This is a genomic window from Streptomyces asoensis (genome assembly GCF_013085465.1).
GTDB classification, from domain to species: Bacteria; Actinomycetota; Actinomycetes; order Streptomycetales; family Streptomycetaceae; genus Streptomyces; species Streptomyces cacaoi_A.
The window spans coordinates 2,126,190-2,152,677 of the sequence record NZ_CP049838.1 but is presented as its reverse complement, the minus strand read 5'-3'; the positions used below and the strand labels follow the sequence as shown (position 1 = coordinate 2,152,677).

At 70.6% G+C, this 26,488-nt stretch carries 23 protein-coding genes; 19 read left to right on the top strand and 4 right to left on the bottom strand.

Features of this window, described 5'->3' with window-relative positions:
• Positions 1-136 precede the first annotated feature (136 nt).
• From G9272_RS09530 to thrS, 3 genes are all read left to right on the top strand, one after another.
• Positions 137-703 (top strand): DUF4365 domain-containing protein, encoded by a 567-nt coding sequence (locus G9272_RS09530; protein ID WP_057606934.1) that lies wholly within the window; start codon positions 137-139, stop codon positions 701-703.
• Positions 700-1,935, top strand: coding sequence for a hypothetical protein (locus G9272_RS09525; RefSeq protein ID WP_171396144.1), 1,236 nt, complete (start codon positions 700-702; stop codon positions 1,933-1,935). The genes G9272_RS09530 and G9272_RS09525 overlap by 4 nt, the downstream gene beginning before the upstream one ends.
• Positions 1,936-2,025: 90 nt before the next feature.
• A complete protein-coding gene (gene thrS, locus G9272_RS09520; RefSeq protein ID WP_171396143.1) occupies positions 2,026-4,002 on the top strand; it encodes a threonine--tRNA ligase in 1,977 nt (658 codons plus the stop codon).
• Positions 4,003-4,030: 28 nt separating this feature from the next.
• Here thrS and G9272_RS09515 read toward each other — a convergent pair whose 3' ends face one another.
• The gene (locus G9272_RS09515) at positions 4,031-4,708 is read right to left on the bottom strand and encodes a potassium channel family protein (RefSeq protein WP_171396142.1); all 678 of its coding nucleotides are present in this window, start codon (positions 4,706-4,708) and stop codon (positions 4,031-4,033) included.
• A 67-nt stretch (positions 4,709-4,775) separates the two neighbouring features.
• On the opposite strand from G9272_RS09515, the gene G9272_RS09510 reads away from it, so the two are divergent.
• Positions 4,776-5,339 (top strand): HIT family protein, encoded by a 564-nt coding sequence (locus G9272_RS09510; RefSeq protein WP_171396141.1) that lies wholly within the window; start codon positions 4,776-4,778, stop codon positions 5,337-5,339.
• A 210-nt stretch (positions 5,340-5,549) separates the two neighbouring features.
• On the opposite strand, the gene G9272_RS09505 is transcribed toward G9272_RS09510, so the two are convergent.
• Together G9272_RS09505 and G9272_RS09500 are read right to left on the bottom strand one after the other, a co-directional pair.
• Positions 5,550-7,211, bottom strand: a complete 1,662-nt coding sequence (locus G9272_RS09505) for a hypothetical protein (RefSeq protein ID WP_171396140.1) — start codon at positions 7,209-7,211, stop codon at positions 5,550-5,552.
• A 198-nt stretch (positions 7,212-7,409) separates the two neighbouring features.
• The gene (locus G9272_RS09500; protein ID WP_171396139.1) at positions 7,410-9,605 is read right to left on the bottom strand and encodes an elongation factor G-like protein EF-G2; all 2,196 of its coding nucleotides are present in this window, start codon (positions 9,603-9,605) and stop codon (positions 7,410-7,412) included.
• A 208-nt stretch (positions 9,606-9,813) separates the two neighbouring features.
• Here G9272_RS09500 and pgsA point away from each other — a divergent pair, with 208 nt between their 5' ends.
• The 15 genes from pgsA (at position 9,814) to G9272_RS09425 (ending at position 25,081) form a co-directional block, all read left to right on the top strand.
• Positions 9,814-10,584 carry a phosphatidylinositol phosphate synthase gene (gene pgsA / locus G9272_RS09495; RefSeq protein WP_171401924.1) on the top strand — a complete coding sequence of 257 codons (771 nt, stop codon included), beginning with the start codon at positions 9,814-9,816 and terminating at the stop codon, positions 10,582-10,584.
• Complete coding sequence (locus G9272_RS09490; RefSeq protein WP_171396138.1) at positions 10,581-11,498, top strand: phosphatidylinositol mannoside acyltransferase; 918 nt, start codon at positions 10,581-10,583, stop codon at positions 11,496-11,498. The genes pgsA and G9272_RS09490 overlap by 4 nt, the downstream gene beginning before the upstream one ends.
• The gene (locus G9272_RS09485) at positions 11,495-12,664 is read left to right on the top strand and encodes a glycosyltransferase family 4 protein (RefSeq protein ID WP_171396137.1); all 1,170 of its coding nucleotides are present in this window, start codon (positions 11,495-11,497) and stop codon (positions 12,662-12,664) included. Before G9272_RS09490 ends, G9272_RS09485 begins: the two co-directional genes overlap by 4 nt.
• Positions 12,665-12,706: 42 nt before the next feature.
• Positions 12,707-13,249, top strand: a complete 543-nt coding sequence (locus G9272_RS09480) for a hypothetical protein (RefSeq protein ID WP_171396136.1) — start codon at positions 12,707-12,709, stop codon at positions 13,247-13,249.
• Positions 13,250-13,378: 129 nt separating this feature from the next.
• Positions 13,379-14,290: a pyridoxal 5'-phosphate synthase lyase subunit PdxS gene (pdxS, locus tag G9272_RS09475; RefSeq protein ID WP_171396135.1), complete on the top strand. Its 912-nt coding sequence runs from the start codon at positions 13,379-13,381 to the stop codon at positions 14,288-14,290.
• An 8-nt stretch (positions 14,291-14,298) separates the two neighbouring features.
• On the top strand, positions 14,299-14,910 hold the full coding sequence (gene pdxT / locus G9272_RS09470) for a pyridoxal 5'-phosphate synthase glutaminase subunit PdxT (protein ID WP_171396134.1): 612 nt from the start codon (positions 14,299-14,301) through the stop codon (positions 14,908-14,910).
• A gap of 74 nt (positions 14,911-14,984) precedes the next feature.
• Positions 14,985-15,737: a YebC/PmpR family DNA-binding transcriptional regulator gene (locus tag G9272_RS09465; RefSeq protein WP_171396133.1), complete on the top strand. Its 753-nt coding sequence runs from the start codon at positions 14,985-14,987 to the stop codon at positions 15,735-15,737.
• 151 nt (positions 15,738-15,888) lie between these two features.
• Complete coding sequence (gene ruvC, locus G9272_RS09460; RefSeq protein WP_171396132.1) at positions 15,889-16,437, top strand: crossover junction endodeoxyribonuclease RuvC; 549 nt, start codon at positions 15,889-15,891, stop codon at positions 16,435-16,437.
• A complete protein-coding gene (gene ruvA, locus G9272_RS09455) occupies positions 16,434-17,039 on the top strand; it encodes a Holliday junction branch migration protein RuvA (RefSeq protein ID WP_171396131.1) in 606 nt (201 codons plus the stop codon). Before ruvC ends, ruvA begins: the two co-directional genes overlap by 4 nt.
• 11 nt (positions 17,040-17,050) lie before the next feature.
• Entirely contained in the window at positions 17,051-18,109 is a 1,059-nt protein-coding gene (gene ruvB / locus G9272_RS09450; RefSeq protein WP_171396130.1) for a Holliday junction branch migration DNA helicase RuvB, read from the top strand.
• Between the two features lie 175 nt (positions 18,110-18,284).
• Positions 18,285-18,803, top strand: a complete 519-nt coding sequence (yajC, locus tag G9272_RS09445) for a preprotein translocase subunit YajC (protein WP_171396129.1) — start codon at positions 18,285-18,287, stop codon at positions 18,801-18,803.
• Between the two features lie 134 nt (positions 18,804-18,937).
• A complete protein-coding gene (secD, locus tag G9272_RS09440) occupies positions 18,938-20,716 on the top strand; it encodes a protein translocase subunit SecD (protein ID WP_171396128.1) in 1,779 nt (592 codons plus the stop codon).
• 3 nt (positions 20,717-20,719) lie between these two features.
• Positions 20,720-21,832, top strand: a complete 1,113-nt coding sequence (gene secF, locus G9272_RS09435; protein WP_171396127.1) for a protein translocase subunit SecF — start codon at positions 20,720-20,722, stop codon at positions 21,830-21,832.
• A complete protein-coding gene (locus G9272_RS09430) occupies positions 21,829-22,377 on the top strand; it encodes an adenine phosphoribosyltransferase (RefSeq protein ID WP_171396126.1) in 549 nt (182 codons plus the stop codon). Before secF ends, G9272_RS09430 begins: the two co-directional genes overlap by 4 nt.
• Before the next feature lie 181 nt (positions 22,378-22,558).
• Positions 22,559-25,081 carry a RelA/SpoT family protein gene (locus G9272_RS09425; RefSeq protein WP_171396125.1) on the top strand — a complete coding sequence of 841 codons (2,523 nt, stop codon included), beginning with the start codon at positions 22,559-22,561 and terminating at the stop codon, positions 25,079-25,081.
• Positions 25,082-25,160: 79 nt separating this feature from the next.
• Here G9272_RS09425 and G9272_RS09420 read toward each other — a convergent pair whose 3' ends face one another.
• On the bottom strand, positions 25,161-26,390 hold the full coding sequence (locus G9272_RS09420) for a DUF349 domain-containing protein (RefSeq protein WP_171396124.1): 1,230 nt from the start codon (positions 26,388-26,390) through the stop codon (positions 25,161-25,163).
• Positions 26,391-26,488: the final 98 nt, after the last annotated feature.

The following is a 26,488-nucleotide window of genomic DNA, read 5'->3' as shown; positions in this document are numbered from 1 at the left end:
TGACGCCCCGTCTTCTGCCTGTTTGGTGATACCCGGGCTGTTTGCGGCGTACGCCGGAAGGACACAACACGAGTACGGGTCATCGCAGTTCAGCGGCCCGTCACGGGGACTGGCTTTGCGTGGAAGGCTGTTGGTCATGGCGATAGCGCAGCCCGAGCGGGGCGGGCTGCTGCCCGAACGCGAGGGGCTTCATCGCGGCACGCTCGCCACCACCGCCTGCATGGAGACACTCCAGGTGGGCTATCTGCACGCCGTCGCGGCGGCGGCGGGATGCTCGCTGTCCCAGCCGTTCCCGGACAACGGCATCGACTGGCACGTCAGCCACAGCGCTCCCGGGCACACCGTCGACGACGAGGTCACCATAAAGGTGCAGCTCAAGGCGACCTACCAGATCCGGCCCAACCCGCCCGGCCGCTTCTTCTCCTTCACGCTCGACAACGACCACCTGCGCAAGCTCGCCCGCACCCCGGTGTCGGTGCACAAGATCCTCGTCGTGATGCTCGTCCCGCGGTCCCAGGACCAGTGGCTGCGTGCCGGCCACGACTGCCTCGAACTGCGGCACTGCTGCTACTGGGTCAATCTCGCCGGCCACCCGATCACCGGCCGGACCCGGACCACCGTGCGGATACCGACCACACGCATCTTCGACGACCGGGCGCTGTGCGAGATCATGACGCGGGCCGGGACGGGAGGCAGACCATGACCCACCGCCCCCTCGACGAGCCACTGCGGGCCGTACGGCCGCACCCCGAAGCCCACTGGAACCAGGCGCCCGAGCCCGGCGAGGTCGACCCGGCCGTCCTCGGCGCCCTGTTGCGCCGGCACGGCTGGCAGCGGCGCGGCGGCGCCGTCGGCCGCTACGGCCGCTGGACCCCGCCAGGACCGGGCGGCGGCGGTACCAGCCTGCTCGTGCCGGAGAGCCGGGCCTTCCCCGACAGCGACGACCTGCTCGGCGAGGCGCTGCTCGCGCTGGCCCGCAGCGGCATGCCCTCCGCGCGTGAGGTGCTCGTCGGGCTCGCCGTCCCGAGCGACGAGATCCGCTGGTGGCGGGACACGCCGGCCGGGCCCGCCGGGGCCGCGTCCTGGCCCGTCGACGAACAGCTGCGGGCCGCCGCCCGGCAGATGCTGCTGGCCGGCGCGCTCGCCACGCGCGCGCGCGTCGGCTACTACGGCGCCCGGCACCGGCGCGCGGCCTTCGCGGCGCTGGAGAGCGTCCTCGTCGGCTCCGCGCCCGGTGGACGCCGTCTGACGGCCTTCGTGCCCGTCGCGGCCGCCCGCCCCCTCGCCGTCCGCCTCCACCAGGCCCTGTACGCGGTCCGTGAGGCCATCGACTACCAGCGGGCCACCGGGGGCATGGACGCCTTCGACGGCGCCGTGGAGGCCGGCGCCAGCCGTGAGCTCACCGAGGCGCTGATCACCCTCGTCCGGGGCACCGAGGGCGCCCGCATCGCCGTCGAGTGGGCGCCGGCCGCCGGGGTCCCCGAGGCGTGCGCCGCGGGCGGTGAACCGGTCGAGTTCTCGCCCGGCGACCTGTCCGTACTGCGCGAGGCGGGCGCCCGCTATCTCCGTGCGGAGCCCTCCGTGCCCGTGCGGATCACCGGCGCGGTCGTCCGGATGCGCAGGTCGGGGCCGCGCGGCGAAGGCAGCGTACGGCTGCGGGTGCTGGCCGGCGCCGAGATCCCGCACGTCCGGCTCACCCTCGACGAGGAGGACTACCGCATCGCCGGGCAGGCCCACCTGGTCGGACTGCCGGTACGGGTGCAGGGCCGGCTGGAGAGCAGGGGCGGGTTCCGCAGGCTCTCCGGCGCCTGCGGGGTCGTACCCGTGCTGGTCGACGAGGCCGAGCGGGACCGGCTGATGAAATCGATGCAGGGGAACGCGGCGGGCACGGACTACTTCGAGGAAGACTGCGAAGGGGAACAGCCGGGGGACTGATTTCGCGGTCGGCGGGTGCGGGTCGGTACCATCGCCTCTTGCGCGCGCCCAGGGTATGGCGCCGCACCCACCTTCAGTCAGGAGATACCGGTGTCGGACGTCCGTGTGATCATCCAACGCGATTCCGAGCGGGAAGAGCGCACGGTGACGACGGGCACCACGGCCGCCGACCTCTTCGCCGGCGAGCGCTCGATCATCGCCGCGCGCGTGGCCGGCGAGCTCAGGGACCTGTCGTACGTGCTCGTCGACGGCGAGGAGGTCGAGGGCGTCGAGATCTCCTCCACGGACGGCCTGAACATCCTGCGCCACTCCACCGCGCACGTCATGGCCCAGGCGGTGCAGGAGCTCTTCCCCGAGGCCAAGCTGGGCATCGGCCCGCCGGTCAAGGACGGCTTCTACTACGACTTCGACGTCGAGAAGCCGTTCACGCCCGAGGATCTCAAGGCCGTCGAGAAGAAGATGCAGGAGATCCAGAAGCGGGGGCAGAGGTTCGCCCGCCGCGTGGTCACCGACGAGGCCGCCCGCGAGGAGCTCGCCGACGAGCCCTACAAGCTCGAGCTGATCGGCATCAAGGGCTCGGCCTCCACCGACGACGGCGCGGACGTCGAGGTCGGCGCCGGCGAGCTGACGATCTACGACAACCTGGACGCCAAGACCGGTGACCTGTGCTGGAAGGACCTCTGCCGCGGTCCCCACCTGCCCACCACCCGCAACATCCCGGCGTTCAAGCTGATGCGCAACGCGGCCGCCTACTGGCGCGGCAGCGAGAAGAACCCCATGCTCCAGCGCATCTACGGCACCGCCTGGCCCTCCAAGGAGGAGCTGAAGGCCCACCTCGACTTCCTCGCCGAGGCCGAGAAGCGCGACCACCGCAAGCTGGGCAGCGAGCTGGACCTCTTCTCGATCCCGGAGCAGATCGGTTCCGGCCTCGCCGTCTTCCACCCCAAGGGCGGCATCATCCGCCGGGTCATGGAGGACTACTCGCGCCGCCGTCACGAGGAGGAGGGCTACGAGTTCGTCTACACCCCGCACGCGACGAAGGGGAAGCTCTTCGAGACCTCGGGCCACCTGGACTGGTACGCCGACGGCATGTACCCGCCCATGCAGCTCGACGAGGGCGTGGACTACTACCTCAAGCCCATGAACTGCCCGATGCACAACCTGATCTTCGACGCGCGTGGCCGCTCCTACCGTGAGCTGCCGCTGCGCCTGTTCGAGTTCGGGACCGTGTACCGGTACGAGAAGTCGGGCGTGGTGCACGGCCTGACCCGCGCGCGCGGCTTCACCCAGGACGACGCGCACATCTACTGCACCCGCGAGCAGATGGCGGAGGAGCTCGACAAGACGCTCACCTTCGTCCTCGGCCTGCTGCGCGACTACGGCCTGACCGACTTCTACCTGGAGCTGTCCACCAAGGACCCGGAGAAGTTCGTCGGCTCCGACGAGGTCTGGGAGGAGGCGACCGAGACGCTGCGCCAGGTCGCCGAGAAGCAGGGCCTCCCGCTCGTGCCCGACCCGGGCGGCGCCGCCTTCTACGGCCCCAAGATCTCCGTCCAGACGAAGGACGCCATCGGCCGCACCTGGCAGATGTCGACCGTCCAGCTCGACTTCAACCTGCCGGAGCGCTTCGACCTCGAATACACCGGCCCCGACGGCTCGAAGCAGCGCCCGGTGATGATCCACCGTGCCCTCTTCGGCTCGATCGAGCGGTTCTTCGCGGTGCTCCTGGAGCACTACGCGGGCGCCTTCCCGGCGTGGCTGGCCCCCGTCCAGGCGATCGGCATCCCGATCGGCGACGGACACGTCGAGTACCTGGAGAAGTTCGCCGCGGCCGCGAAGAAGAAGGGCCTGCGGGTGGAGGTGGACTCCTCCTCCGACCGGATGCAGAAGAAGATCCGCAACGCCCAGAAGCAGAAGGTGCCCTTCATGGTCATCGCGGGCGACGAGGACATGTCGGGCGGCTCGGTCTCCTTCCGCTACCGCGACGGCTCGCAGGAGAACGGCATCCCGTTCGACGAGGCCATCGCGAAGATCGCGAAGGTCGTCGAGGAGCGGACGCAGATCTGACCCTGTCGTGCGCGGGCCCCCGGGGAGTTCATCTCTCCGGGGGCCCTTCGCCGTGCCGGGTGTCCTGGGTGTCGCCCTCCTGCGAGAACACCTGGATCAGCCACGACGAGAACGACCCGGTCACCGCACCCAGCAGCGCCAGCCCGCACGCCATCATGCCGACCGCGATCAGCCGGCCTCCCCTGGTGACCGGGGTGACATCGCCGTAGCCGACCGTGGTGAGCGTCTCGCAGGTCCACCAGAGGGCGTCGCCGAAGGTCTTCATGTTCGCGCCCGGCGCCCCGCGTTCCTGGTCGTAGACCGCGAGCGCGCCGGCGAAGCCGAGCAGTCCCGTGGACAGCCCGGCGTAGGTGATCACACGCGCGTGCAGCGAGAACCGGGGCTCCCCGTGCCGGCGCTGCACGGCCTCGTAGAGCTTGACGATCCGCAGCGGGCGCAGCAGGGGGAGCAGGACGACCAGTCCGTCCAGCCAGTGGGTGCGCACGAAGCGCAGCCGCTCTCCGCTGAGCCGCCAGCGCACCGCGTAGTCCACGCCGAACATCGCCCACGCGATCAGCATCACGGCGAAGGAGAGGTCCCGCCAGCCGTCCGTGATGTGCTGGGCGAGGACGTGGATGGCGTACCCGATGAGGAAGGCCAGGGAGGCCAGCGCGAGGGGGACCTCGGTGCTCTGCTCCCAGCGGGCCAGACGGCTGTCTTCTTCCATCGGCCAAGCTTGGCCCGCGAGGCTTTTCCCGCAGCCCCGCCGACACGCCGCGAATGGGCGAAGCAATATGCTGCCTTGCATGACGAGTGAGCCGGAACAGCAGATCGGAGTGGGCACGCAGGACGCGTTCCAGCGTCTGTGGACGCCCCACCGGATGGCCTACATCCAGGGTGAGAACAAGCCGACCGGCCCGGGTGCCGACGACGGCTGTCCCTTCTGCTCGATCCCGGCCAAGTCCGACGAGGACGGGCTGGTCGTCCGGCGCGGGGAGCACGTGTACGCGGTGCTGAACCTGTACCCCTACAACGGCGGCCACCTGATGACCGTCCCCTACCGGCATGTCGCCGACTACACCGACCTGACGGTGCCGGAGACCGCCGAGCTCGCCGAACTGACGAAGCAGGCGATGACGGCCCTGCGCCTGGCGTCAGGCGCGCACGGCTTCAACATCGGCATGAACCAGGGGACCGTGGCGGGCGCCGGCATCGCCGCCCACCTGCACCAGCACATCGTGCCCCGCTGGGGCGGCGACACGAACTTCATGCCGGTCGTGGGCCACACGCGTGTACTCCCGCAACTCCTGGCAGACACGAGAAAAATGCTCGCAGAGGCCTGGCCGGCATCGGCCTAGCGGCTTGCCCGGAGGCCCCGACCGGGACCTCCAGCCCGGCCCCCGGGTATTCCAGCCCGTCCGGCGGCTGTCCGGCCCGGCCCGGGCAATCCAGCCCGTCCGGCGTTTGAGGACGAGGCCGTCCAGGCCGAAAGCGGGGGTCTGGGGGCGCAGCCCCCAGGGGCACGGCGCCCCAAGACACCCGCACGACTCCGGCCAACCGCCGGAGGCCTACGCGTCGTAGCTGTCGGCCTTACGCGGTGACACGTCCTGAACCGCACCGCTGAGAGCCGACGAGCGCGAGCTGAACTTGTCGATGTCCACGTCGTGTTCCTTGAGCACCTTGATCGCGGCCGTGTGCACCACACGCAGCACCGGAGTGGCCGCGCGCAGCGCGTCGTCGGCCATGAAGCGGTGCCGCCAGGGCTGGTCGGCCCAGGCGTGCCGCAGACCGAAGGGCTCGGGCAGGCCGATGGAACCGCCGAGCCACTTCAGCAGCGGCGGGTACCAGCTGATCGTCGCCCGCGCGGCCAGCCGGACCACCTCGTCGGGGGTGACCAGCGGGAGCTTGACCGTCCGCGTCTCCCAGAACCGGACGCTCTTGGCGACCTCCTTGGTGGGAGCCTCGGACTTCGTGGTGAACAGGCCGTTCACCGGGCCCAGGGCGTGCCCGGTGACCTCGATGCGCAGCGTCTCGTGCAGCACCGTCACCGTGATCAGCATGGTGATGATCAACTGGCCGTCCCAGAGCGGCCACTGGACGCCCAGGTAGTGCCGGTCGCCGCCGCCGAACTGCTGGTTGTTGCAGATGTCCTCTATGGCCCTCGGCTTGACCTGGTACGCCTCGACGTCGGTGCCCTCCGGCCGGGCCACCGCCTTGGCGTTCTCGCCGACCGGGGTGACGATCCAGTGCCGGACCGAGGGCGGCGGGAAGCCGCCGGTCTTCAGGCTCTGCCTGGGCAGCAGCTTCAGCTGGTCGTGGATGGCCCGGACGACCGTCCAGCTGCGGAACTCGTGGACGCCCTTCACGGGGTCGAGCGGTGCCAGCTCCTCGGCGAGGTGCCAGGCGCCCCAGCGTGTGCCCATGCCGAGTATGCCCTTGGGACCGGCGTAGAAGACCGAGTTGGACTGCTGTTCGGCGCTGAGCCGGGCCAGGGACTGGCGCAGCTGCTCGGCCGCCGTCTGGTTCGGGCTGGTCGGCACGGCCTCGGGGACCTTGGCGCCGACGCTGCTGCCGGCGAGCAGGCCGTCCCAGCGCTCGCGCAGGTCCGTCGCGGTGCCCTCGCAGATCCGCTTGGCCAGGAACCAGCCGGCCACGGGCGCCACGACGCACCCGCGCGCGTACCAGCCCACGAGGCCGCCGAACGGCATCTTGACCAGGAAGAGCACGGCGAGGGCGCCCACGGCGACGAGCAGGCCGGTGCCGACGCCGGAGACCCGCTTGTTGTCCAGCCTCCCCATGGTCGCCCGCAGTTGGAAGACCAGCAGCCACACCAGCAGCCCGGGCAGGAAGAGCACACCGCACAGCAGCATCACGCCGGTCAGCTTCTGGTCGCGCTCGCGGCGGATGCGGTTGGCCGCGAGGCAGTGCTCGACGACGGCCTGCGGCTCACTGCCGAAGGACTGGATGAGCGGCTTGCGGCCGACGCCCAGCATGCGGTCGATCACCGCCTGGGAGAACGCCTCGCCGAGGTTGGGCCGGAAGATCTTGGCCCAGCTGCGGCCGGGATTGACCGCGGTCTGGTGCCACTCGTTGTCGGCCTTCTTGATGTCCTCGACCGGGTTGTCCCGGTAGGCCGCCGAGGCCAGGGCGAAGGTCGGCGTCTGCCCGCCGTCGCCCGTCTGCGGCACCTGTGGTCCGAAGATGTCCGCGTAACCGCTGTCAACGGTCATTCCCGCCCCCGATCGCCGCCGCTCCCGCTTCTGCGGCTTTCCCGACTTCCGTACTTCGCACACCTGTTGATCAGGTCATCAGCGTATCCGCAGGCGGTGACATCCGTCGGCGGACGGCCGAAGCCGCCCGCCGAATCGGAGGGAAACGTTCCACTACGGTGCCCCACCGGCCACTTGAGGGCCAGCGGGCATCAACCGTCAGCCGCTCTGTGCCTGTTGGCGGACCTTCTCGGCGACCTGTGCCGGCATCGGCTCGTGCCGGGCGTACGCGCGCTGGAAGCGTGCCGTGCCGTGAGAGAGGGAGCGCAGGTCGACCGCGTACCGGCCGATCTCGATCTCGGGCACCTCGGCCCTGACGAGGGTGCGCCCGCCGCCGGTCTGCTCGGTGCCCAGCACCCGCCCGCGCCGCCCCGACAGATCGCTCATCACGGCGCCCACGTACGCGTCGCCGACCAGGACGGTCACCTCGGCCACCGGCTCCAGCAGATGGATCCGCGCCTCGGCGGCCGCCTCCCGCAGCGCCAGCGCGCCGGCCGTCTGGAACGCGGCGTCGGAGGAGTCCACCGAGTGCGCCTTGCCGTCCAGCAGGGTGATCCGGATGTCGACCAGCGGATGCCCGGCCTCCACCCCCTTGGCCGCCTGCGCCCGTACCCCCTTTTCGACGGACGGGATGAACTGCCGGGGCACCGCGCCGCCGACGACCTTGTCCACGAACTCGATGCCCGTGCCGCCGGGCAGCGGTTCCACCTCGATCTCGCAGATGGCGTACTGGCCGTGTCCGCCCGACTGCTTGACGTGCCGTCCGCGTCCGCCGGACTTCGCCGCGAACGTCTCCCGGAGGGGGACCCTGTGCGGGACGACGTCGACCTGGACCCCGTAGCGGGAGCGCAGCCGCTCCAGGGCCACGTCCGAGTGGGCCTCGCCCAGACACCACAGGACCACCTGGTGGGTGTGCTGGTTCTGTTCCAGGCGCATCGTCGGGTCCTCGGCGACCAGCCGGCCCAGACCCTGCGAGAGCTTGTCCTCGTCGGCCTTGCTGTGCGCCTGGATGGCGAGCGGCAGCAGTGGGTCGGGCATCTGCCAGGGCTCCATGAGGAGCGGGTCGCCCTTGGCGGACAGGGTGTCGCCGGTCTCCGCGCGGCCGAGTTTCGCCACACACGCGAGGTCGCCCGCGATGCAGTGCGTCAGGTTCCGCTGCTGTTTGCCGAACGGCGCGGACAGGGCGCCGATGCGTTCGTCGACGTCGTGATCCTCGTGGCCGCGGTCGGCGAGGCCGTGCCCCGAGACATGGACGGTCTCGTCGGGGTGCAGGGTGCCGGAGAAGACCCGGACCAGCGAGACGCGGCCCACGTAGGGGTCGGACGAGGTCTTCACGACCTCCGCGACCAGGGGCCCGTCCGGATCGCACGAGGTCAGCTCGCGCGGCTCGCCGTCGATCGTCGTCACGCGGGGCGCCGGGCGCTCCAGGGGGGTCGGGAAGCCCCTGGTGACCAGTTCCAGCAGTTCGACCGTGCCGAGGCCCTGCCGGGCGCCCTCGGCGGCCGGGGCGGCCGCGAGGACGGGGAAGAACGTGCCGCGCGCGACGGCCCGCTCCAGGTCCTCGATCAGCGTCTTGACGTCGATCTGCTCGCCGCCGAGATAGCGGTCCATGAGGGTCTCGTCCTCGCTCTCGGCGATGATCCCCTCGATCAGCCGGTTGCGGGCCGTCTCGAGGTCCGGCAGCTGGTCCTCGCCCGGCTCGGACTCCTTGCGTTCGCCGGTGGAGTAGTCGAACAGCTTCCGGGACAGCAGTCCGGTCAGTCCGGTCACGGGCGCGTGCCCGTCCGGCCCCTCGGGCCCGTGCAGTGGCAGGTACAGCGGGAGGACCGCGTCCGGGTCGTCGCCGCCGAAGGCCTCCGCGCAGATCCGCGTCATCTCCTCGAAGTCCGCGCGGGCGGCTTCCAGGTGGGTGACGACGATCGCGCGCGGCATGCCGACGGCCGCGCACTCCTCCCACACCATCCGGGTCGAGCCGTCCACGCCGTCCGACGCCGAGACGACGAAAAGGGCCGCGTCCGCGGCGCGCAGACCGGCCCTGAGTTCTCCGACGAAGTCGGCGTATCCGGGGGTGTCGAGGACGTTGACCTTGATGCCGTCCCATTCCACGGGCACCAGGGAGAGCTGTACCGAGCGCTGCTGCCGGTGCTCGATCTCGTCGTAGTCGGAGACGGTGCCGCCGTCCTCCACGCGGCCCGCCCGGTTCACCGCTCCCGCCGTCAGCGCGAGAGCCTCCACCAATGTCGTCTTGCCCGATCCGCAGTGGCCGACCAGCACCACATTCCGTACGGACGCGGGGTGGTCGGCCGCTGTAGCCCTGCCGGCGGCTCCGGGATGTGCATTCGCCTTGTCGCCCATTTTCCTTGCCTCCCGAACACGGTGAGGTCACTGGGGGCGCGGGCACGGCGGCCCCGCGTGCGATGGCGGCTCCGGCGACGCCCGCGGTCCTTCGAGCTTTCCACTCCGGTCACGGCGCGTCCATACGGCGGACGCGACCCGGATGCCGTCGGGCCGTGACACGGGGGTCCGGGTGCCCGACCGTCGCACACACGCGCGCGTGGCTACGATGGGCCAGCCGGCGGCCAGCAGGGGCCGCGCGGCGACACCGACCCTCGGGAAGGCCATGCTGAACAAGTACGCGCGTGCATTCTTCACGCGTGTCCTCACACCGTTCGCCGCGTTTCTCATCCGCCGGGGTGTGAGCCCTGACACGGTCACGCTCCTCGGCACCGCCGGCGTGATCGCGGGCGCGCTGGTCTTCTACCCCAGGGGCGAGTTCTTCTGGGGCACGATCGTGATCACGCTCTTCGTCTTCTCCGACCTGGTCGACGGCAACATGGCCCGCCAGCTGGGCCGGACCAGCCGCTGGGGCGCCTTCCTCGACTCCACGCTCGACCGGGTCGCCGACGGCGCGATCTTCGGCGGCTTCGCGCTCTGGTACGCGGGCAACGGCGACGACAACGTCCTGTGCGCCGTCTCGATCTTCTGTCTGGCCAGCGGCCAGGTGGTGTCGTACACGAAGGCCCGGGGCGAGTCGATCGGCCTGCCCGTCGCCGTCAACGGGCTCGTGGAGCGCGCCGAGCGCCTGGTGATCTCCCTGGTCGCGGCCGGTCTGGCGGGTCTGCACACGTTCGGCGTGCCCGGCATCCAGGTGCTGCTGCCGATCGCGCTGTGGATCGTCGCCGTCGGCAGTCTCGTCACCCTGATCCAGCGGGTCGTCACGGTCCGGCGCGAGTCGGCCGAGGCGGAGGCCGCCGCGGCCCAGGAGGCCCAGGAGGCCCAGGAGGACACGGAGTCCCAGGGACACGAGGCGCAGGGGAGCGAGGCCGCCAAGTGAGCGCCCAGGAGCGCCTGACCGACGCGCTGTACGGCCTCGGCTGGAGCACCGTCAAGAAGCTCCCCGAGCCCGTCGCCGTACGCCTCGGCCGCACCGTCGCCGACCTCGCGTGGAAGCGACGCGGCAAGGGTGTGCGACGGCTGGAGAGCAACTACGCGCGCGTGGTGCCGGACGCGAGCCCCGAGCGCCTGGCCGAGCTCTCGCGCGCGGGGATGCGCTCCTATCTGCGGTACTGGATGGAGTCCTTCCGGCTGCCGGCCTGGAGCGCCGAGCGCATCAGCAACGGTTTCGCCGTCAAGGACGTGCACTACCTGACCGACGGGATCGCCTCCGGCCGGGGCGTCATCCTGGCCCTGCCGCACATGGGCAACTGGGACCTGGCGGGCGCCTGGGTCACCACCGAGCTCCGGACGCCCTTCACCACCGTCGCCGAGCGCCTCAAGCCGGAGACGCTGTACGACCGGTTCGTCGCCTACCGGGAGGGCCTCGGCATGGAGGTGCTGCCGCACAGCGGCGGTACCGCCTTCGGGACCCTGGCCCGGCGGCTGCGCGACGGCGGGCTGGTCTGCCTGGTCGCCGAGCGCGACCTGTCCGCCTCCGGGGTCGAGGTGGACTTCTTCGGGGACACCGCCACGATGCCCGCCGGACCCGCCCTGCTCGCCCAGCAGACCGGCGCGCTGCTGCTCCCCGTCACGCTCTGGTACGACGACTCGCCCGTCATGCGGGGCCGGGTGCATCCCCCGGTCGAGGTACCCCAGTCAGGTACGCGGGCCGAGAAGACGTCTGTCATGACACAGTCGCTGGCAGACGCCTTCGCCACCGGCATCGCCGACCACCCGGAGGACTGGCACATGTTGCAGCGGTTGTGGCTCGCGGACCTGGAACCCCGCCCGTCGGACGGGGACCCCGCGTGAGAATCGGCATCGTCTGCCCGTACTCCTGGGATGTGCCGGGCGGCGTCCAGTTCCACATCCGCGACCTCGCCGAGTACTTCATCCGGCTCGGCCACGAGGTGTCCGTCCTGGCCCCGGCCGACGACGACACCCCGCTGCCGCCGTACGTCGTCTCGGCCGGCCGCGCGGTCCCGGTGCCGTACAACGGCTCGGTGGCGCGCCTCAACTTCGGCTTCCTGTCCGCCGCGCGCGTGCGGCGCTGGCTGCACGACGGGTCGTTCGACGTCGTCCACATCCACGAGCCGACCTCGCCGTCGCTCGGCCTGCTGACCTGCTGGGCGGCCTCGGGCCCGATCGTGGCCACCTTCCACACGTCCAACCCGCGCTCGCGCGCCATGATCGCCGCGTACTCCATCCTCCAGGCCGCCCTGGAGAAGATCAGCGCGCGGATCGCGGTGAGCGAGTACGCCCGGCGCACGCTGGTGGAGCACCTCGGCGGGGACGCGGTCGTCATCCCCAACGGCGTCGACGTCGACTTCTTCGCCAAGGCCGAGCCCAACCCCGAGTGGCAGGGCGACACGATCGGCTTCGTCGGGCGCATCGACGAGCCCCGCAAGGGCCTGCCCGTGCTGATGGGGGCGCTGCCGAAGATCTTCGCCGAGCGCCCGAACGCCCGGCTGCTGGTCGCCGGCCGCGGCGACGAGAAGGAGGCGGTGGAGAACCTGCCGAAGGAGCTGCACGCGCGTGTGGAGTTCCTCGGCATGATCAGCGACGAGGACAAGGCGCGCTTCCTGCGCAGCGTCGACCTGTACGTCGCGCCCAACACCGGCGGTGAGAGCTTCGGCATCATCCTCGTCGAGGCCATGTCGGCCGGGGCCCCGGTGCTCGCCTCCGACCTGGACGCCTTCGCCCAGGTCCTCGACCAGGGAGCGGCCGGCGAGCTGTTCGCCAACGAGGACGCGGACGCCCTGGCCGAGGCGGCGGTACGGCTCCTGGGCGACCCGGAGCGCCGAGCCGGGCTGCGGGAGCGGGGCAGCGCGCACGTACGCCGCTTCGACTGGTCGACCGTCGGCGCGGACATCCTGTCGGTGTACGAGACGGTGACGGCCGGCGCGGCGGCGGTGGCGGCCGACGACGACCGGGGATCGGCGGGTCTGCGGGCCCGGCTCGGACTGGCGCGGGACTGACCCGCCCCGCCGCCGTGAAGGTCACGGGTAGCCTTGCCGCCCGTGACCGCAACCCTGATCTGGACCCTGGTCGTTCTCGTCGCGATCGGCCTGTACCTGAGCTGGACGGCGGGACGGCTGGACCGGCTGCACGCCCGTATCGACGCCGCCCGCGCCGCGCTGGACGCACAGCTGCTGCGCCGGGCGTCCGTGGCCCAGGAGCTGGCCACCTCCAAGGTGCTCGACCCTGCCGCCTCGATCGTCCTGTACGAGGCCGCGCACGCGGCGCGGCAGGCTGAGGAGGAGCAGCGGGAGGTCGCCGAGAGCGATCTCAGCCAGGCCCTGCGGGCCGTCTTCGAGGACGCGCGGCAACTGGACGTCGTACGCGAGGCGCCCGGCGGAGACGCGGCGGCCCGTGAGCTCACCGAGGCAGTCCGCCGGGTCCCCATGGCCCGCCGCTTCCACAACGACGCCGTGGGCGCGGTCCGCAGACTGCGCCAGCACCGCAAGGTCCGCTGGTTCCGGCTGGCCGGCCACGCCCCGTTCCCGTTGGCGTTCGAGATGGACGACGAACCGCCACCCGCCCTCGCGGACCGCGCGGCCTGAACCCATGGCCGACGGCATGATCGGCCGAAAAGGATCCACGGGCTTTCCATTGGCCCTTGCTGTGGACTGGTCCACTCGCGTTTCCTCGTTGCTGCCGAAGCCCCCTTTTCCTACGAGTGAGGTCACCCCGTGTCCAGCACGATCTCCGAAAACCAGACCCCCGAGACCGGCACCGCGCGCGTGAAGCGCGGTATGGCCGAGCAGCTCAAGGGCGGCGTGATCATGGACGTGGTCAACGCCGAGCAGGCGAAGATCGCCGAGGACGCGGGCGCCGTCGCCGTCATGGCGCTGGAGCGGGTCCCGGCCGACATCCGCAAGGACGGCGGCGTGGCCCGGATGTCGGACCCCAACATGATCGAGGAGATCATCGAGGCGGTCTCCATCCCGGTGATGGCGAAGTCCCGGATCGGCCACTTCGTCGAGGCCCAGGTCCTCCAGTCGCTCGGCGTCGACTACATCGACGAGTCCGAGGTCCTCACTCCGGCCGACGAGGTCAACCACTCCGACAAGTGGGCGTTCACCACCCCCTTCGTCTGTGGTGCCACCAACCTGGGCGAGGCCCTGCGCCGCATCGCCGAGGGCGCCGCGATGATCCGCTCCAAGGGCGAGGCCGGCACCGGCAACGTCGTCGAGGCCGTCCGTCACCTGCGCCAGATCAAGAACGAGATCGCCCGGCTGCGCGGCTTCGACAACAACGAGCTGTACGCCGCCGCCAAGGACCTGCGTGCCCCGTACGAGCTGGTCAAGGAGGTCGCCGAGCTCGGCAAGCTCCCCGTGGTGCTGTTCTCCGCCGGTGGCGTGGCGACCCCGGCCGACGCCGCGCTGATGCGCCAGCTCGGAGCCGAGGGCGTCTTCGTCGGCTCCGGCATCTTCAAGTCCGGTGACCCGGCCAAGCGCGCCGCCGCCATCGTGAAGGCCACCACCTTCTACGACGACCCGAAGATCATCGCGGACGCCTCCCGGAACCTGGGCGAGGCCATGGTCGGCATCAACTGCGACACCCTGCCCGAGGCCGAGCGCTACGCCAACCGCGGCTGGTAACCACTCCCATGAGCCACGAAGCCCCTGTCATAGGCGTCCTTGCACTCCAGGGCGACGTCCGGGAGCACCTCATCGCCCTGGCCGCGGCCGACGCCGTGGCCAGGCCGGTGCGGCGGCCCGAGGAACTCGCCGAGGTCGACGGTCTCGTCATCCCCGGCGGTGAGTCGACCACCATCTCCAAGCTGGCCGTCCTCTTCGGCGTGATGGAGCCCCTCCGCGCGCGCGTGCGGGCCGGAATGCCCGTCTACGGGACCTGCGCGGGCATGATCATGCTCGCCGACAAGATCCTCGACCCGCGCTCGGGCCAGGAGACCGTCGGCGGCATCGACATGATCGTGCGCCGCAACGCGTTCGGACGACAGAACGAGTCCTTCGAGGCCGCCCTCGACGTGAACGGCATCGCGGGCGATCCGGTGGAGGGCGTCTTCATCCGCGCCCCCTGGGTCGAGTCCGTCGGTGCCGCGACCGAGGTGCTGGCCGAGCACGAGGGCCACATCGTCGCGGTCCGCCAGGGCAACGCGCTCGCCACGTCGTTCCACCCGGAACTGACCGGCGACCACCGTGTGCACGCCCTGTTCGTCGACATGGTGCGCGCGAACCGGTCAGCGGAGTCCTTGTAGGATCTGGGGGTCCCCTCAGGCTCCGCAGGCCCGGGGAGTTCGTCCAGGTTGGGTTACGCGAAGGAGACAGGCAGATGTCCGGCCACTCTAAATGGGCTACGACGAAGCACAAGAAGGCCGTGATCGACGCCAAGCGCGGCAAGCTCTTCGCGAAGATGATCAAGAACATCGAAGTCGCGGCCCGTACCGGTGGCGCGGACGTGTCCGGCAACCCGACGCTGTTCGACGCCATTCAGAAGGCCAAGAAGAGCTCGGTCCCGAACAAGAACATCGACTCCGCGGTGAAGCGCGGCGCCGGTCTCGAGGCCGGTGGCGCCGACTACGAGACGATCATGTACGAGGGCTACGGCCCGAACGGCGTCGCGGTGCTCATCGAGTGCCTCACCGACAACCGCAACCGCGCCGCCTCCGACGTCCGCGTCGCCATGACCCGCAACGGCGGCTCCATGGCCGACCCGGGCTCGGTGTCGTACCTCTTCAACCGCAAGGGCGTCGTCATCGTCCCCAAGGGTGAGCTGGCCGAGGACGACGTGCTCGGCGCGGTCCTCGACGCGGGCGCCGAGGAGGTCAACGACCTCGGTGAGTCCTTCGAGGTCCTGTCCGAGGCCACCGACCTGGTCGCGGTCCGCACCGCCCTCCAGGAAGCCGGCATCGACTACGACTCCGCCGAGGCCAACTTCGTCCCGACCATGCAGGTCGAGCTGGACGAGGAGGGCGCGAGGAAGATCTTCAGGCTGATCGACGCGCTCGAGGACAGCGACGACGTGCAGAACGTCTTCGCCAACTTCGACGTCAGCGACGAGGTCATGGAGAAGGTCGACGCGTAGCGCCGCCGCGAACTGAGCGGATCCGTCGGGCCGGTGGGACACGTCCTACCGGCCCGACGTCGTTGTCGGTGGCAGCGGATAGCCTGGCGAGAGTCAGAGATCACCGGCCACGGACCGCAGCGACGGTTCAGCCGCGAAGAGGGGAAGGCGCGTGCGGGTATTGGGGGTGGACCCCGGACTGACGCGATGCGGCGTCGGTGTCGTCGAGGGGGTCGCGGGCCGGCCGCTCACCATGCTCGGCGTGGGTGTCGTACGGACGCCCGCGGACGCCGAGTTGGGGCAGCGCCTCGTCGGCATCGAACAGGGCATGGAGCGGTGGCTCGACGAGTACCGCCCCGAATACGTCGCCGTGGAGCGGGTGTTCAGCCAGCACAACGTCAGCACGGCCATGGGCACCGCCCAGGCCAGCGCCGTCGCGATGCTGTGCGCCGCCCGCCGCGGCATCCCCGTCGCCCTGCACACCCCGAGCGAGGTCAAGGCCGCCGTCACCGGCAGCGGGCGCGCGGACAAGGCCCAGATCGGCGCGATGGTCACGCGCCTGCTGCGGCTCGACGCGCCGCCCAAGCCCGCCGACGCCGCCGACGCCCTCGCGCTCGCCATCTGCCACATCTGGCGCGGCCCCGCGCAGAACCGACTCCAGCGGGCCGTCGCCCTGCACACGGCCACAGCACAGACGACACCGAAAGGCCGTACGGCATGATCGCCTTCGTCAGCGGCACCGTCGCCGCACTCGCTCCCGACACCGCCGTGGTCGAGGTGGGTGGCGTGGGCATGGCCATCCAGTGCTCGCCGAACACGCTGTCCACGCTCCGGCTCGGCCGGTCGGCCAAGCTCGCCACCTCCCTCGTCGTACGGGAGGACTCGCTGACCCTGTACGGCTTCGTGGACGACGACGAGCGCCAGGTCTTCGAGCTGCTCCAGACGGCGAGCGGGGTGGGCCCCCGGCTCGCCCAGGCCATGCTGGCGGTCCACGCGCCGGACGCCCTGCGCCGCGCGGTGGCCACGGGTGACGAGAAGGCCCTCATCGCGGTGCCGGGCATCGGCAAGAAGGGCGCCCAGAAGCTGCTGCTGGAACTGAAGGACCGCTTGGGTGAGCCGCTCGGCGCCCCCGTGGTCGGCGCACCGGTCACCAGCGGCTGGCGCGACCAGCTGCACGCCGCCCTGATCGGCCTCGGCTACGCGACCCGCGAGGCCGACGAGGCGGTCGCCGCCGTGACCCCGCAGGCCGAGGCCGCGGACGGCGCGCCCCAGGTGGGCCACCTCCTGAAGGCCGCCCTTCAGACCCTGAACCGCGCCCGCTAGGAGAGACGTCAGTGAACTGGGACGACACGACCGAAGAGACCGCCCCGGAGCGGTTGGTCGGCTCTGTCGCCGACCGTGAGGACCAGGCCGTCGAGGCAGCGCTGCGCCCCAAGGACCTGGGCGAGTTCATCGGCCAGGAGAAGGTCCGCGAACAGCTCGACCTCGTCCTGCGCGCCGCACGCGCGCGTGGCGCCACCGCCGACCACGTACTGCTCTCCGGTGCCCCGGGCCTCGGCAAGACCACCCTCTCGATGATCATCGCCGCCGAGATGGGCGCCCCGATCCGCATCACCAGCGGCCCCGCCATCCAGCACGCGGGCGATCTCGCGGCGATCCTCTCCTCCCTCCAGGAGGGCGAGGTCCTCTTCCTCGACGAGATCCACCGCATGTCGCGGCCGGCCGAGGAGATGCTCTACATGGCGATGGAGGACTTCCGCGTCGACGTCATCGTCGGCAAGGGCCCCGGCGCCACCGCCATCCCGCTCGAGCTGCCCCCGTTCACGCTGGTCGGCGCCACCACGCGCGCGGGCCTGCTGCCGCCCCCGCTGCGCGACCGCTTCGGTTTCACGGCGCACATGGAGTTCTACGAGCCAGCCGAACTCCAGCGCGTCATCCACCGCTCCGCGGACCTCCTCGACGTGGAGATCGACACCGACGGCGCCGCCGAGATCGCCGGCCGCTCCCGCGGCACCCCCCGGATCGCCAACCGCCTGCTGCGCCGCGTACGCGACTACGCGCAGGTCAAGGCCGACGGGAGGATCACCCGCGCGATCGCGGAGGCCGCGCTGAAGGTCTACGAGGTGGACGGCCGCGGCCTGGACCGTCTCGACCGCGGGGTCCTGGAGGCCCTGCTGAAGCTGTTCGGCGGCGGCCCGGTCGGTCTGTCCACCCTCGCCGTGGCGGTGGGGGAGGAGCGTGAGACCGTGGAAGAGGTGGCCGAGCCCTTCCTGGTGAGGGAGGGACTGCTCGCCCGTACCCCTCGAGGGCGGGTGGCGACCCCGGCCGCGTGGGCGCACCTCGGCCTCACCCCGGCTCAGGGAAGTGGACAACAGGACCTGTTCGGGGCGTGACGCGGAGGACTGCGGCGGAGGTGTTGGCCGGGTCAGGAACCCAGGTGCCATGCTGAGCGTTGTTCCATGCGCGCGGACTCGCTTAGACTCCGCCGATGCCGCCGTTGTCGGCAGCACACAACCCCCATCCAACAGGCCGCTCCACCATCGCGGTCGTCCGAAGGAAGTCCGTCCCGTGAGTCCTGTGACCCTCCTCCCGTTCATCGTGCTCATCGGGGCCATGTTCCTGATGACCCGGTCGGCCAAGAAGAAGCAGCAGCAGGCCGCCGCCATGCGAAACGACATGCAGCCCGGCAGTGGTGTCCGCACCATCGGGGGCATGTACGCGACGGTGAAGGAGGTCAACGAGGACACGGTCCTCCTCGACGCCGGTCCGGGCGTCGACCTGCTCTTCGCGAAGAACTCCATCGGTGCCGTCCTGACCGACGACGAGTACAACCGCATCGTCCACGGCATCGAGCACGACCTGAAGTCCGACTCCGACGTCGTCCCGGACGACGCCTCCTCCCTCACCGAGTCCGCCGAGACCGACGACTCCGTCGACGACGCTGCCGCCGCCTCCGACGACAAGGCCGTCGACCTCGGCAAGAAGGACGCGACCGACGAGGTGCAGGAGAAGGACGCCGACGCCGAGCAGGCCGAGGCCGCCGAAGAGCCGAAGAAGACCGACGGCGACTCCGACGCGAAGAAGTAGCCCCGTCCCCGGCGCGCACGGGTCCCGCCCGTCCGCGCCGGGGCACGCGCATCTCGCCAGGGGATCCCGACACCATGTCATGGCCGCCGCCGCGCTGACCCGGCGCGAGGTGGCCCGAGAGGGAGTACGAGAAGGTGGCAGCACCTAAGAAGGGCCGGAGCGCGAGTGCCCAGAGCAAGCCAGGGCGCTCGCTGGCCCTGATCCTGATCGCCATCGTGGGGCTCACCGCAGGCATGTTCGCCTCCGGTCACACCACTCCGCGTCTCGGCATCGACCTTGCCGGCGGTACCAGCATCACGCTGGAGGCGAAGTCGGACCAGGGATCAGCGATCAACAAGGCCAACATGGACACCGCGGTCGAGATCATGAACCGCCGTGTCAACGGGCTGGGCGTCTCCGAGGCGGAGGTGCAGACCCAGGGCAGTCGCAACATCATCGTGAACATCCCCAAGGGCACCAACTCGGAGAAGGCCCGGGAGCAGGTCGGCACCACCGCCAAGCTGTACTTCCGTCCGGTCCTGGCCCAGGAGGCCACCGGCTCCGCCGCCGCCTCGCCGAGCGCGTCCCCGAGCGGCTCCTCCAGTGCCTCTCCGAGCCCCTCGGCGAGCGCCTCCGGCACGGGTGAGAAGGCGACCTCCTCGTCCTCCCCGTCGGCCTCCGCCACCTCGCAGGGCCGCGCCGTCACCGACGCGCTGAAGGCCGACTCGACCCCGTCGGCCTCCGCCAGCGCCAAGGCGAGCTCTTCCGCCAGCCCGTCGGCCTCCGCGAGCAGCGGCGCCGCCGTCACCGCGGACGACGCCGCGCTCCAGGCCAAGTACGCCGCCCTGGACTGCTCCAAGGAGTCGGTCCGGGCCAAGGCCGGCGAGGGCGTCAAGCCCGAGGACACGACCGTGGCCTGCGGTGAGATCGACAAGGTCTGGTACAAGTACCTGCTCGGCCCGGCCGCCGTCGACGGCACCGAGGTCGACAAGGCCCAGGCCGTCTACGACACGCAGACCGCCGCCGGCTGGCAGGTCACCATGGACTTCAACAAGTCCGGCGCCAAGAAGTTCGCCACCATCACCGGCCAGCTCGCGCAGAACACCCAGCCGCAGAACGAGTTCGGCATCGTGCTCGACGGCAACGTCGTCTCCAGCCCGTTCGTGCAGAACTCCATCACCGGCGGCCAGGCCCAGATCTCGGGCAGCTTCACGCAGGAGGAGGCCCAGGGCCTCGCCAACATGCTGTCCTACGGTGCGCTCCCGCTCTCCTTCCAGGAGCAGAGCGTGACCACGGTGACGGCGGCGCTCGGTGGTGACCAGCTGCACGCCGGTCTGCTGGCCGGCGCCATCGGTCTCCTGCTGGTCGTGATCTACCTGGTGGCCTACTACCGCGGCCTGGCGCTGATCGCGCTCGCGTCGCTGCTGGTCTCCGCGGCCCTCACCTACGTGCTCATGGCGCTGCTCGGCCCGGCCATCGGCTTCGCGCTGAACCTGCCCGCCGTCTGTGGCGCCATCGTCGCCATCGGCATCACGGCGGACTCGTTCATCGTGTACTTCGAACGCGTCCGGGACGAGATCCGCGAGGGCCGTACCCTGCGCCCCGCCGTCGAGCGGGCGTGGCCGCGTGCCCGGCGCACCATCCTGGTCTCCGACTTCGTGTCGTTCCTCGCCGCTGCGGTGCTCTTCATCGTCACGGTCGGCAAGGTCCAGGGCTTCGCGTTCACACTGGGCCTGACCACCGTCCTGGACGTGGTCGTGGTCTTCTTCTTCACCAAGCCGCTGATGACGCTCATCGCTCGGCGGAAGTTCTTCGCGAGCGGCCACAAGTGGTCCGGCCTCGACCCGAAGAGCCTGGGTGCCCAGCCGCCGCTGCGCCGCACCCGCCGTCCCGGCGGCCCTGCCGCCGGCCCCGTCGAGACGAAGGAGGCCTGAGCGATGTCGAAACTCGGTAACCTCGGCGCCCGGCTGCATCGTGGCGAGATCAGCTACGACTTCATCGGCCACCGCAAGCTCTGGTACAGCATCTCGATCCTGATCACCATCACGGCCATCGTCGGCCTGGCGGTGCGCGGCCTGAACATGGGCATCGACTTCCAGGGCGGCGCCGTCTTCACGACCGAGAAGACGAGCGTCTCCGTCTCCCAGGCCGAGGAGTACGCGAAGTCGGCGTCCGGCCACGACGCGGTCGTGCAGAAGCTGGGCAACGGCACGCTGCGCATCCAGATCGCCGGCATGGACATCAAGCAGTCCAACGAGATCAAGAGCGACCTGGCCGAGGACTTCAAGGCCGACCCGGAGTCGATCACCGCCGAACTGGTCGGTCCCAGCTGGGGCGACCAGATCGCCAGCAAGGCCTGGCAGGGCCTGGCGATCTTCATGGTCCTGGTCGTGATCTATCTGGCGATCGCCTTCGAGTGGCGCATGGCCATCGCGGCCCTCGTCGCTCTGATCCACGACATCACCATCACGGTCGGCATCTACGCCCTCGTCGGTTTCGAGGTCACGCCCGGCACGGTGATCGGTCTGCTGACGATCCTCGGTTACTCGCTGTACGACACGGTCGTGGTCTTCGACTCCCTCAAGGAACAGACGAAGGACCTCACCAAGCAGACCCGCTTCACCTACAGCGAGATCGCCAACCGGTCGATCAACGGCACCCTGGTCCGCTCCATCAACACCACGGTCGTCGCGCTGCTGCCGGTGGCGGGGCTGCTGTTCATCGGCGGCGGCTTCCTCGGCGCGGGCACGCTCAACGACATCTCGCTGTCGCTGTTCGTCGGCCTCGCGGCCGGTGCGTACTCCTCGATCTTCATCGCCACGCCGCTCGTCGCCGACCTCAAGGAGCGCGAGCCGCAGATCAAGGCGCTGAAGAAGCGTGTCCTGGCCAAGCGCGCCCAGGCGTCGGCCGAGGAGGCGCCCGTGCAGACCCGCGGCGACGACACCTACGGCGACGAGCCGGAGGACGCCGAAGCCGCGGTCGTCGGGCCGCGCAACCAGCCCGCCTCTCGGGGCCGGGGCCGTGGGCGTCCGTCCGGGAAGCGCCGATGACCGAGCTCACCGACATCACGACGCTGCTCCACAGCCGCATCCGTGACGTGGCCGACTACCCGGAGCCGGGGGTGATGTTCAAGGACATCACCCCGCTCCTGGCGGACCCGGTGGCGTTCACCGCGCTCACCGACGCGTTCGCCGGGATCGCCGAGCGCACCGGCGCCACCAAGGTCGTCGGCCTGGAGGCCCGGGGCTTCATCCTGGGCGCCCCGGTCGCCGTCCGGGCCGGCCTCGGCTTCATCCCCGTACGCAAGGCGGGCAAGCTCCCCGGAGCCACCCTCGGCCAGGCCTACGACCTGGAGTACGGCTCGGCCGAGATCGAGGTGCACGCCGAGGACCTGTCGGCCGACGACCGTGTGCTGATCGTCGACGACGTCCTCGCCACCGGCGGCACCGCCGAGGCGTCGATCCAGCTCATCCACCGAGCGGGCGCCCAGGTCGCGGGCGTCGCCGTCCTGATGGAGCTGGGCTTCCTCGACGGCCGTCCCCGCCTGGAGGCGGCCCTCGGCGGAGCGCCTCTGGAGGCGCTGCTCACGATCTGAGCGCGATCCCAGAACCGTCGTACGCCAAGTGGGCGGGCCCGGAGGAATCCGGAGCCCGCCCCTTGTGTTTCTCCGGTAGACGGCCCTCACATCGGCCTGGAGGCGATCCTGGAGCTCAGGATCGCTACGATGGGTGCTCCGGAGCCTGACCGGGGACCCGGATCGCGCACGAGGAGTCCTCTTGCCAGACGAGGCCCAGCACCTGACCGCCGCCAAGCCCGAGTCCGCCTCGGGTCCCGCGGCCACGCCCGCGTCGCACGCGAAGGACGACAGCCGGGGGGCGGTCGAGCACGACCGATCCGCGCCCGTCGACAAGCCGGCCGAGCAGCCCCGGCCCAAGCCGGCCCAGCCCGAAGGCTCTGCGGCCGTGCCCGCCGGCCGTCCGGCCGCCGCGCAGCCTCCGGCCCGTTCCGGCTCCTCCAACCGTGTCCGCGCCCGCCTCGCCCGGCTCGGCGTCCAGCGCCAGAACCCGTACAACCCGGTCCTGGAACCGCTGCTGCGGATAGTGCGCAGCAACGACCCCAAGATCGAGACGGCGACGCTGCGCCAGATCGAGAAGTCCTACCAGGTCGCCGAGCGGTGGCACCGCGGTCAGAAGCGCAAGAGCGGCGACCCGTACATCACGCACCCGCTCGCGGTGACCACGATCCTCGCCGAGCTGGGCATGGACCCGGCCACGCTCATGGCGGGCCTGCTGCACGACACCGTCGAGGACACCGAGTACGGCCTGGAGGACCTGCGCCGTGACTTCGGCGACCAGGTCGCCCTGCTCGTCGACGGCGTCACCAAGCTGGACAAGGTCAAGTTCGGCGAGGCCGCGCAGGCCGAGACCGTGCGCAAGATGGTCGTCGCCATGGCCAAGGACCCGCGCGTCCTGGTCATCAAGCTCGCCGACCGGCTGCACAACATGCGCACCATGCGTTACCTCAAGCGCGAGAAGCAGGAGAAGAAGGCGCGCGAGACCCTCGAGATCTACGCGCCGCTCGCCCACCGGCTGGGCATGAACACCATCAAGTGGGAACTGGAGGACCTCGCCTTCGCGATCCTCTACCCCAAGATGTACGACGAGATCGTACGGCTGGTGGCCGAGAGGGCACCGAAGCGTGACGAGTACCTGGCCATAGTGACCGACGAGGTCCAGGCCGACCTGCGCGCCGCCCGTATCAAGGCGACCGTGACCGGCCGCCCGAAGCACTACTACAGCGTCTACCAGAAGATGATCGTCCGCGGCCGCGACTTCGCGGAGATCTACGACCTGGTGGGCATCCGCGTCCTCGTGGACACGGTCAGGGACTGCTACGCCGCCCTCGGCACGGTGCACGCGCGATGGAACCCGGTCCCCGGCCGGTTCAAGGACTACATCGCGATGCCCAAGTTCAACATGTACCAGTCGCTGCACACGACGGTCATCGGCCCCAACGGCAAGCCGGTCGAACTCCAGATCCGTACGTTCGACATGCACCGCCGCGCCGAGTACGGCATCGCCGCGCACTGGAAGTACAAGCAGGAGGCCGTCGCCGGTGCCTCCAAGGTGCGCTCGGACCAGCCGAGGACCACCGGCAAGGACGACCACCTCAACGACATGGCGTGGCTGCGACAGCTCCTCGACTGGCAGAAGGAGACCGAGGACCCCGGCGAGTTCCTGGAGTCCCTGCGCTTCGACCTGTCGCGCAACGAGGTCTTCGTCTTCACGCCGAAGGGCGACGTGATAGCGCTGCCGGCCGGCGCCACGCCCGTGGACTTCTCGTACGCGGTGCACACCGAGGTGGGCCACCGCACCATAGGAGCCCGCGTCAACGGACGCCTCGTCCCGCTGGAATCGACCCTGGACAACGGCGACCTGGTGGAGGTCTTCACCTCCAAGGCGGCCGGGGCCGGGCCGTCCCGGGACTGGCTGAACTTCGTGAAGTCGCCGCGTGCCCGCAACAAGATCCGGGCCTGGTTCTCCAAGGAGCGCCGCGACGAGGCCATCGAGCAGGGCAAGGACGCCATCGCCCGCGCGATGCGCAAGCAGAATCTGCCTATCCAGCGCATCCTCACGGGTGACTCGCTGGTCACGCTGGCGCACGAGATGCGCTACCCGGACATCTCCTCGCTGTACGCGGCGATCGGCGAGGGCCATGTGGCCGCGCAGAACGTCGTACAGAAGCTGGTGCAGGCCCTCGGCGGCGAGGAGGCGGCCACCGAGGAGATCGACGAGACCGTCCCGTCCCGCACCCGTGGTCGCAAGCGGCGCAGCAACCAGGACCCCGGTGTGGTCGTCAAGGGCGTCGACGACGTCTGGGTCAAGCTGGCCCGCTGTTGTACGCCCGTACCCGGCGACCCGATCATCGGCTTCGTCACGCGCGGTAGTGGCGTATCGGTTCACCGCAGCGACTGCGTCAACGTGGAGTCCCTGTCCCGCGAACCGGAGCGCATCCTCGAGGTCGAGTGGGCGCCCACCCAGTCCTCGGTCTTCCTGGTCGCCATCCAGGTCGAGGCCCTGGACCGCTCCCGTCTCCTCTCGGACGTCACGCGGGTGCTGTCCGACCAGCACGTCAACATCCTGTCCGCGGCGGTCCAGACCTCCCGCGACCGGGTGGCCACCTCCCGCTTCACCTTCGAGATGGGCGACCCCAAGCACCTGGGGCACGTCCTGAAGGCCGTACGCGGCGTGGAGGGCGTCTACGACGTGTACCGGGTGACATCGGCGCGCCGGCCGTAGCCGAGCACGCGAGAGGCCCCCGTACGCGATGTACGGGGGCCTCTCGTCGAATGTCGACCGGGCGGGTCGGGAGCCGGGATCAGCCGCCGAACTCCTGGAGGCCCTTCAGAGCCTGGTCCAGCAGCGCCTGGCGGCCTTCCAGCTCACGCTCCAGCTTGTCGGCCTTCGCGGAGTTGCCCTGGGCGCGGGCCTGGTCGATCTGCGTGCGCAGCTTGTCCACGGCGGCCTGGAGCTGACCGGTCAGACCCGCGGCACGCGCGCGTGCCTCCGGGTTCGTCCGGCGCCACTCGGTCTCCTCGGACTCCTGCATCGCCCGCTCCACGGCGTGCATCCGGCCCTCGACCTTCGGCCGGGCGTCGCGCGGCACATGGCCGATGGCCTCCCAGCGCTCGTTGATCGAGCGGAAGGCGGCACGCGCCGCCTTCAGGTCACCGATCGGCAGGAGCTTCTCGGCCTCCTCGGCCAGCTCCTCCTTGAGCTTCAGGTTCTCCGTCTGCTCCGCGTCCCGCTCGGCGAACACCGAACTGCGGGCGGCGAAGAAGACGTCCTGGGCGCCGCGGAAGCGGTTCCAGAGGTCGTCCTCGTGCTCGCGCTGGGCGCGGCCCGCGGCCTTCCACTCCGCCATCAGCTCGCGGTAGCGGGCCGCCGTCGGACCCCAGTCCGACGAACCGGACAGCGCCTCGGCCTCGGAGACCAGCCGCTCCTTGGTCCGGCGGGCCTCCTCGCGCTGCGCGTCCAGCTGCGCGAAGTGCGCCTTGCGGCGCTTGGAGAACGCCGAGCGCGCGTGCGAGAACCGGTGCCACAGCTCGTCGTCCGACTTGCGGTCGAGACGCGGCAGACCCTTCCAGGTGTCCACCAGCGACCGCAGCCGCTCACCGGCGGCCCGCCACTGGTCGGACTGCGCCAGCTGCTCCGCCTCGGTGACCAGGTCCTCCTTGGCCTTGCGGGCCTCGTCGGACTGCTTGGCCCGCTGCTGCTTGCGCTCCTCGCGCCGCGACTCGACGGTCGCCACCAGCTTGTCCAGCCGGTCCCGCAGTGCCTGGAGATCACCGACCGCGTGGTGCGCGTCGACCTGTTCGCGGATGTGGTCGATCGCGACCTGGGCGTCCTTCGTCGACAGATCGGTGGTCTTCACTCGCTTCTCGAGGAGGCCGATCTCGACAACCAGGCCCTCGTACTTGCGCTCGAAATAGGCCAGCGCCTCCTCTGGGGAGCCTGCCTGCCAGGAACCGACCACCTGCTCGCCGTCGGCCGTACGCACGTACACGGTCCCCGTCTCGTCGACGCGGCCCCACGGGTCGCTGCTCACAGCGCCTCCTCCACATGATGCCTCCGAGGGGCTTCAGCGCCCCTGGGCATCGTCCACAGTTTCGTCACGGCCAACATAGGCGACCGGCGGGCCGCCTG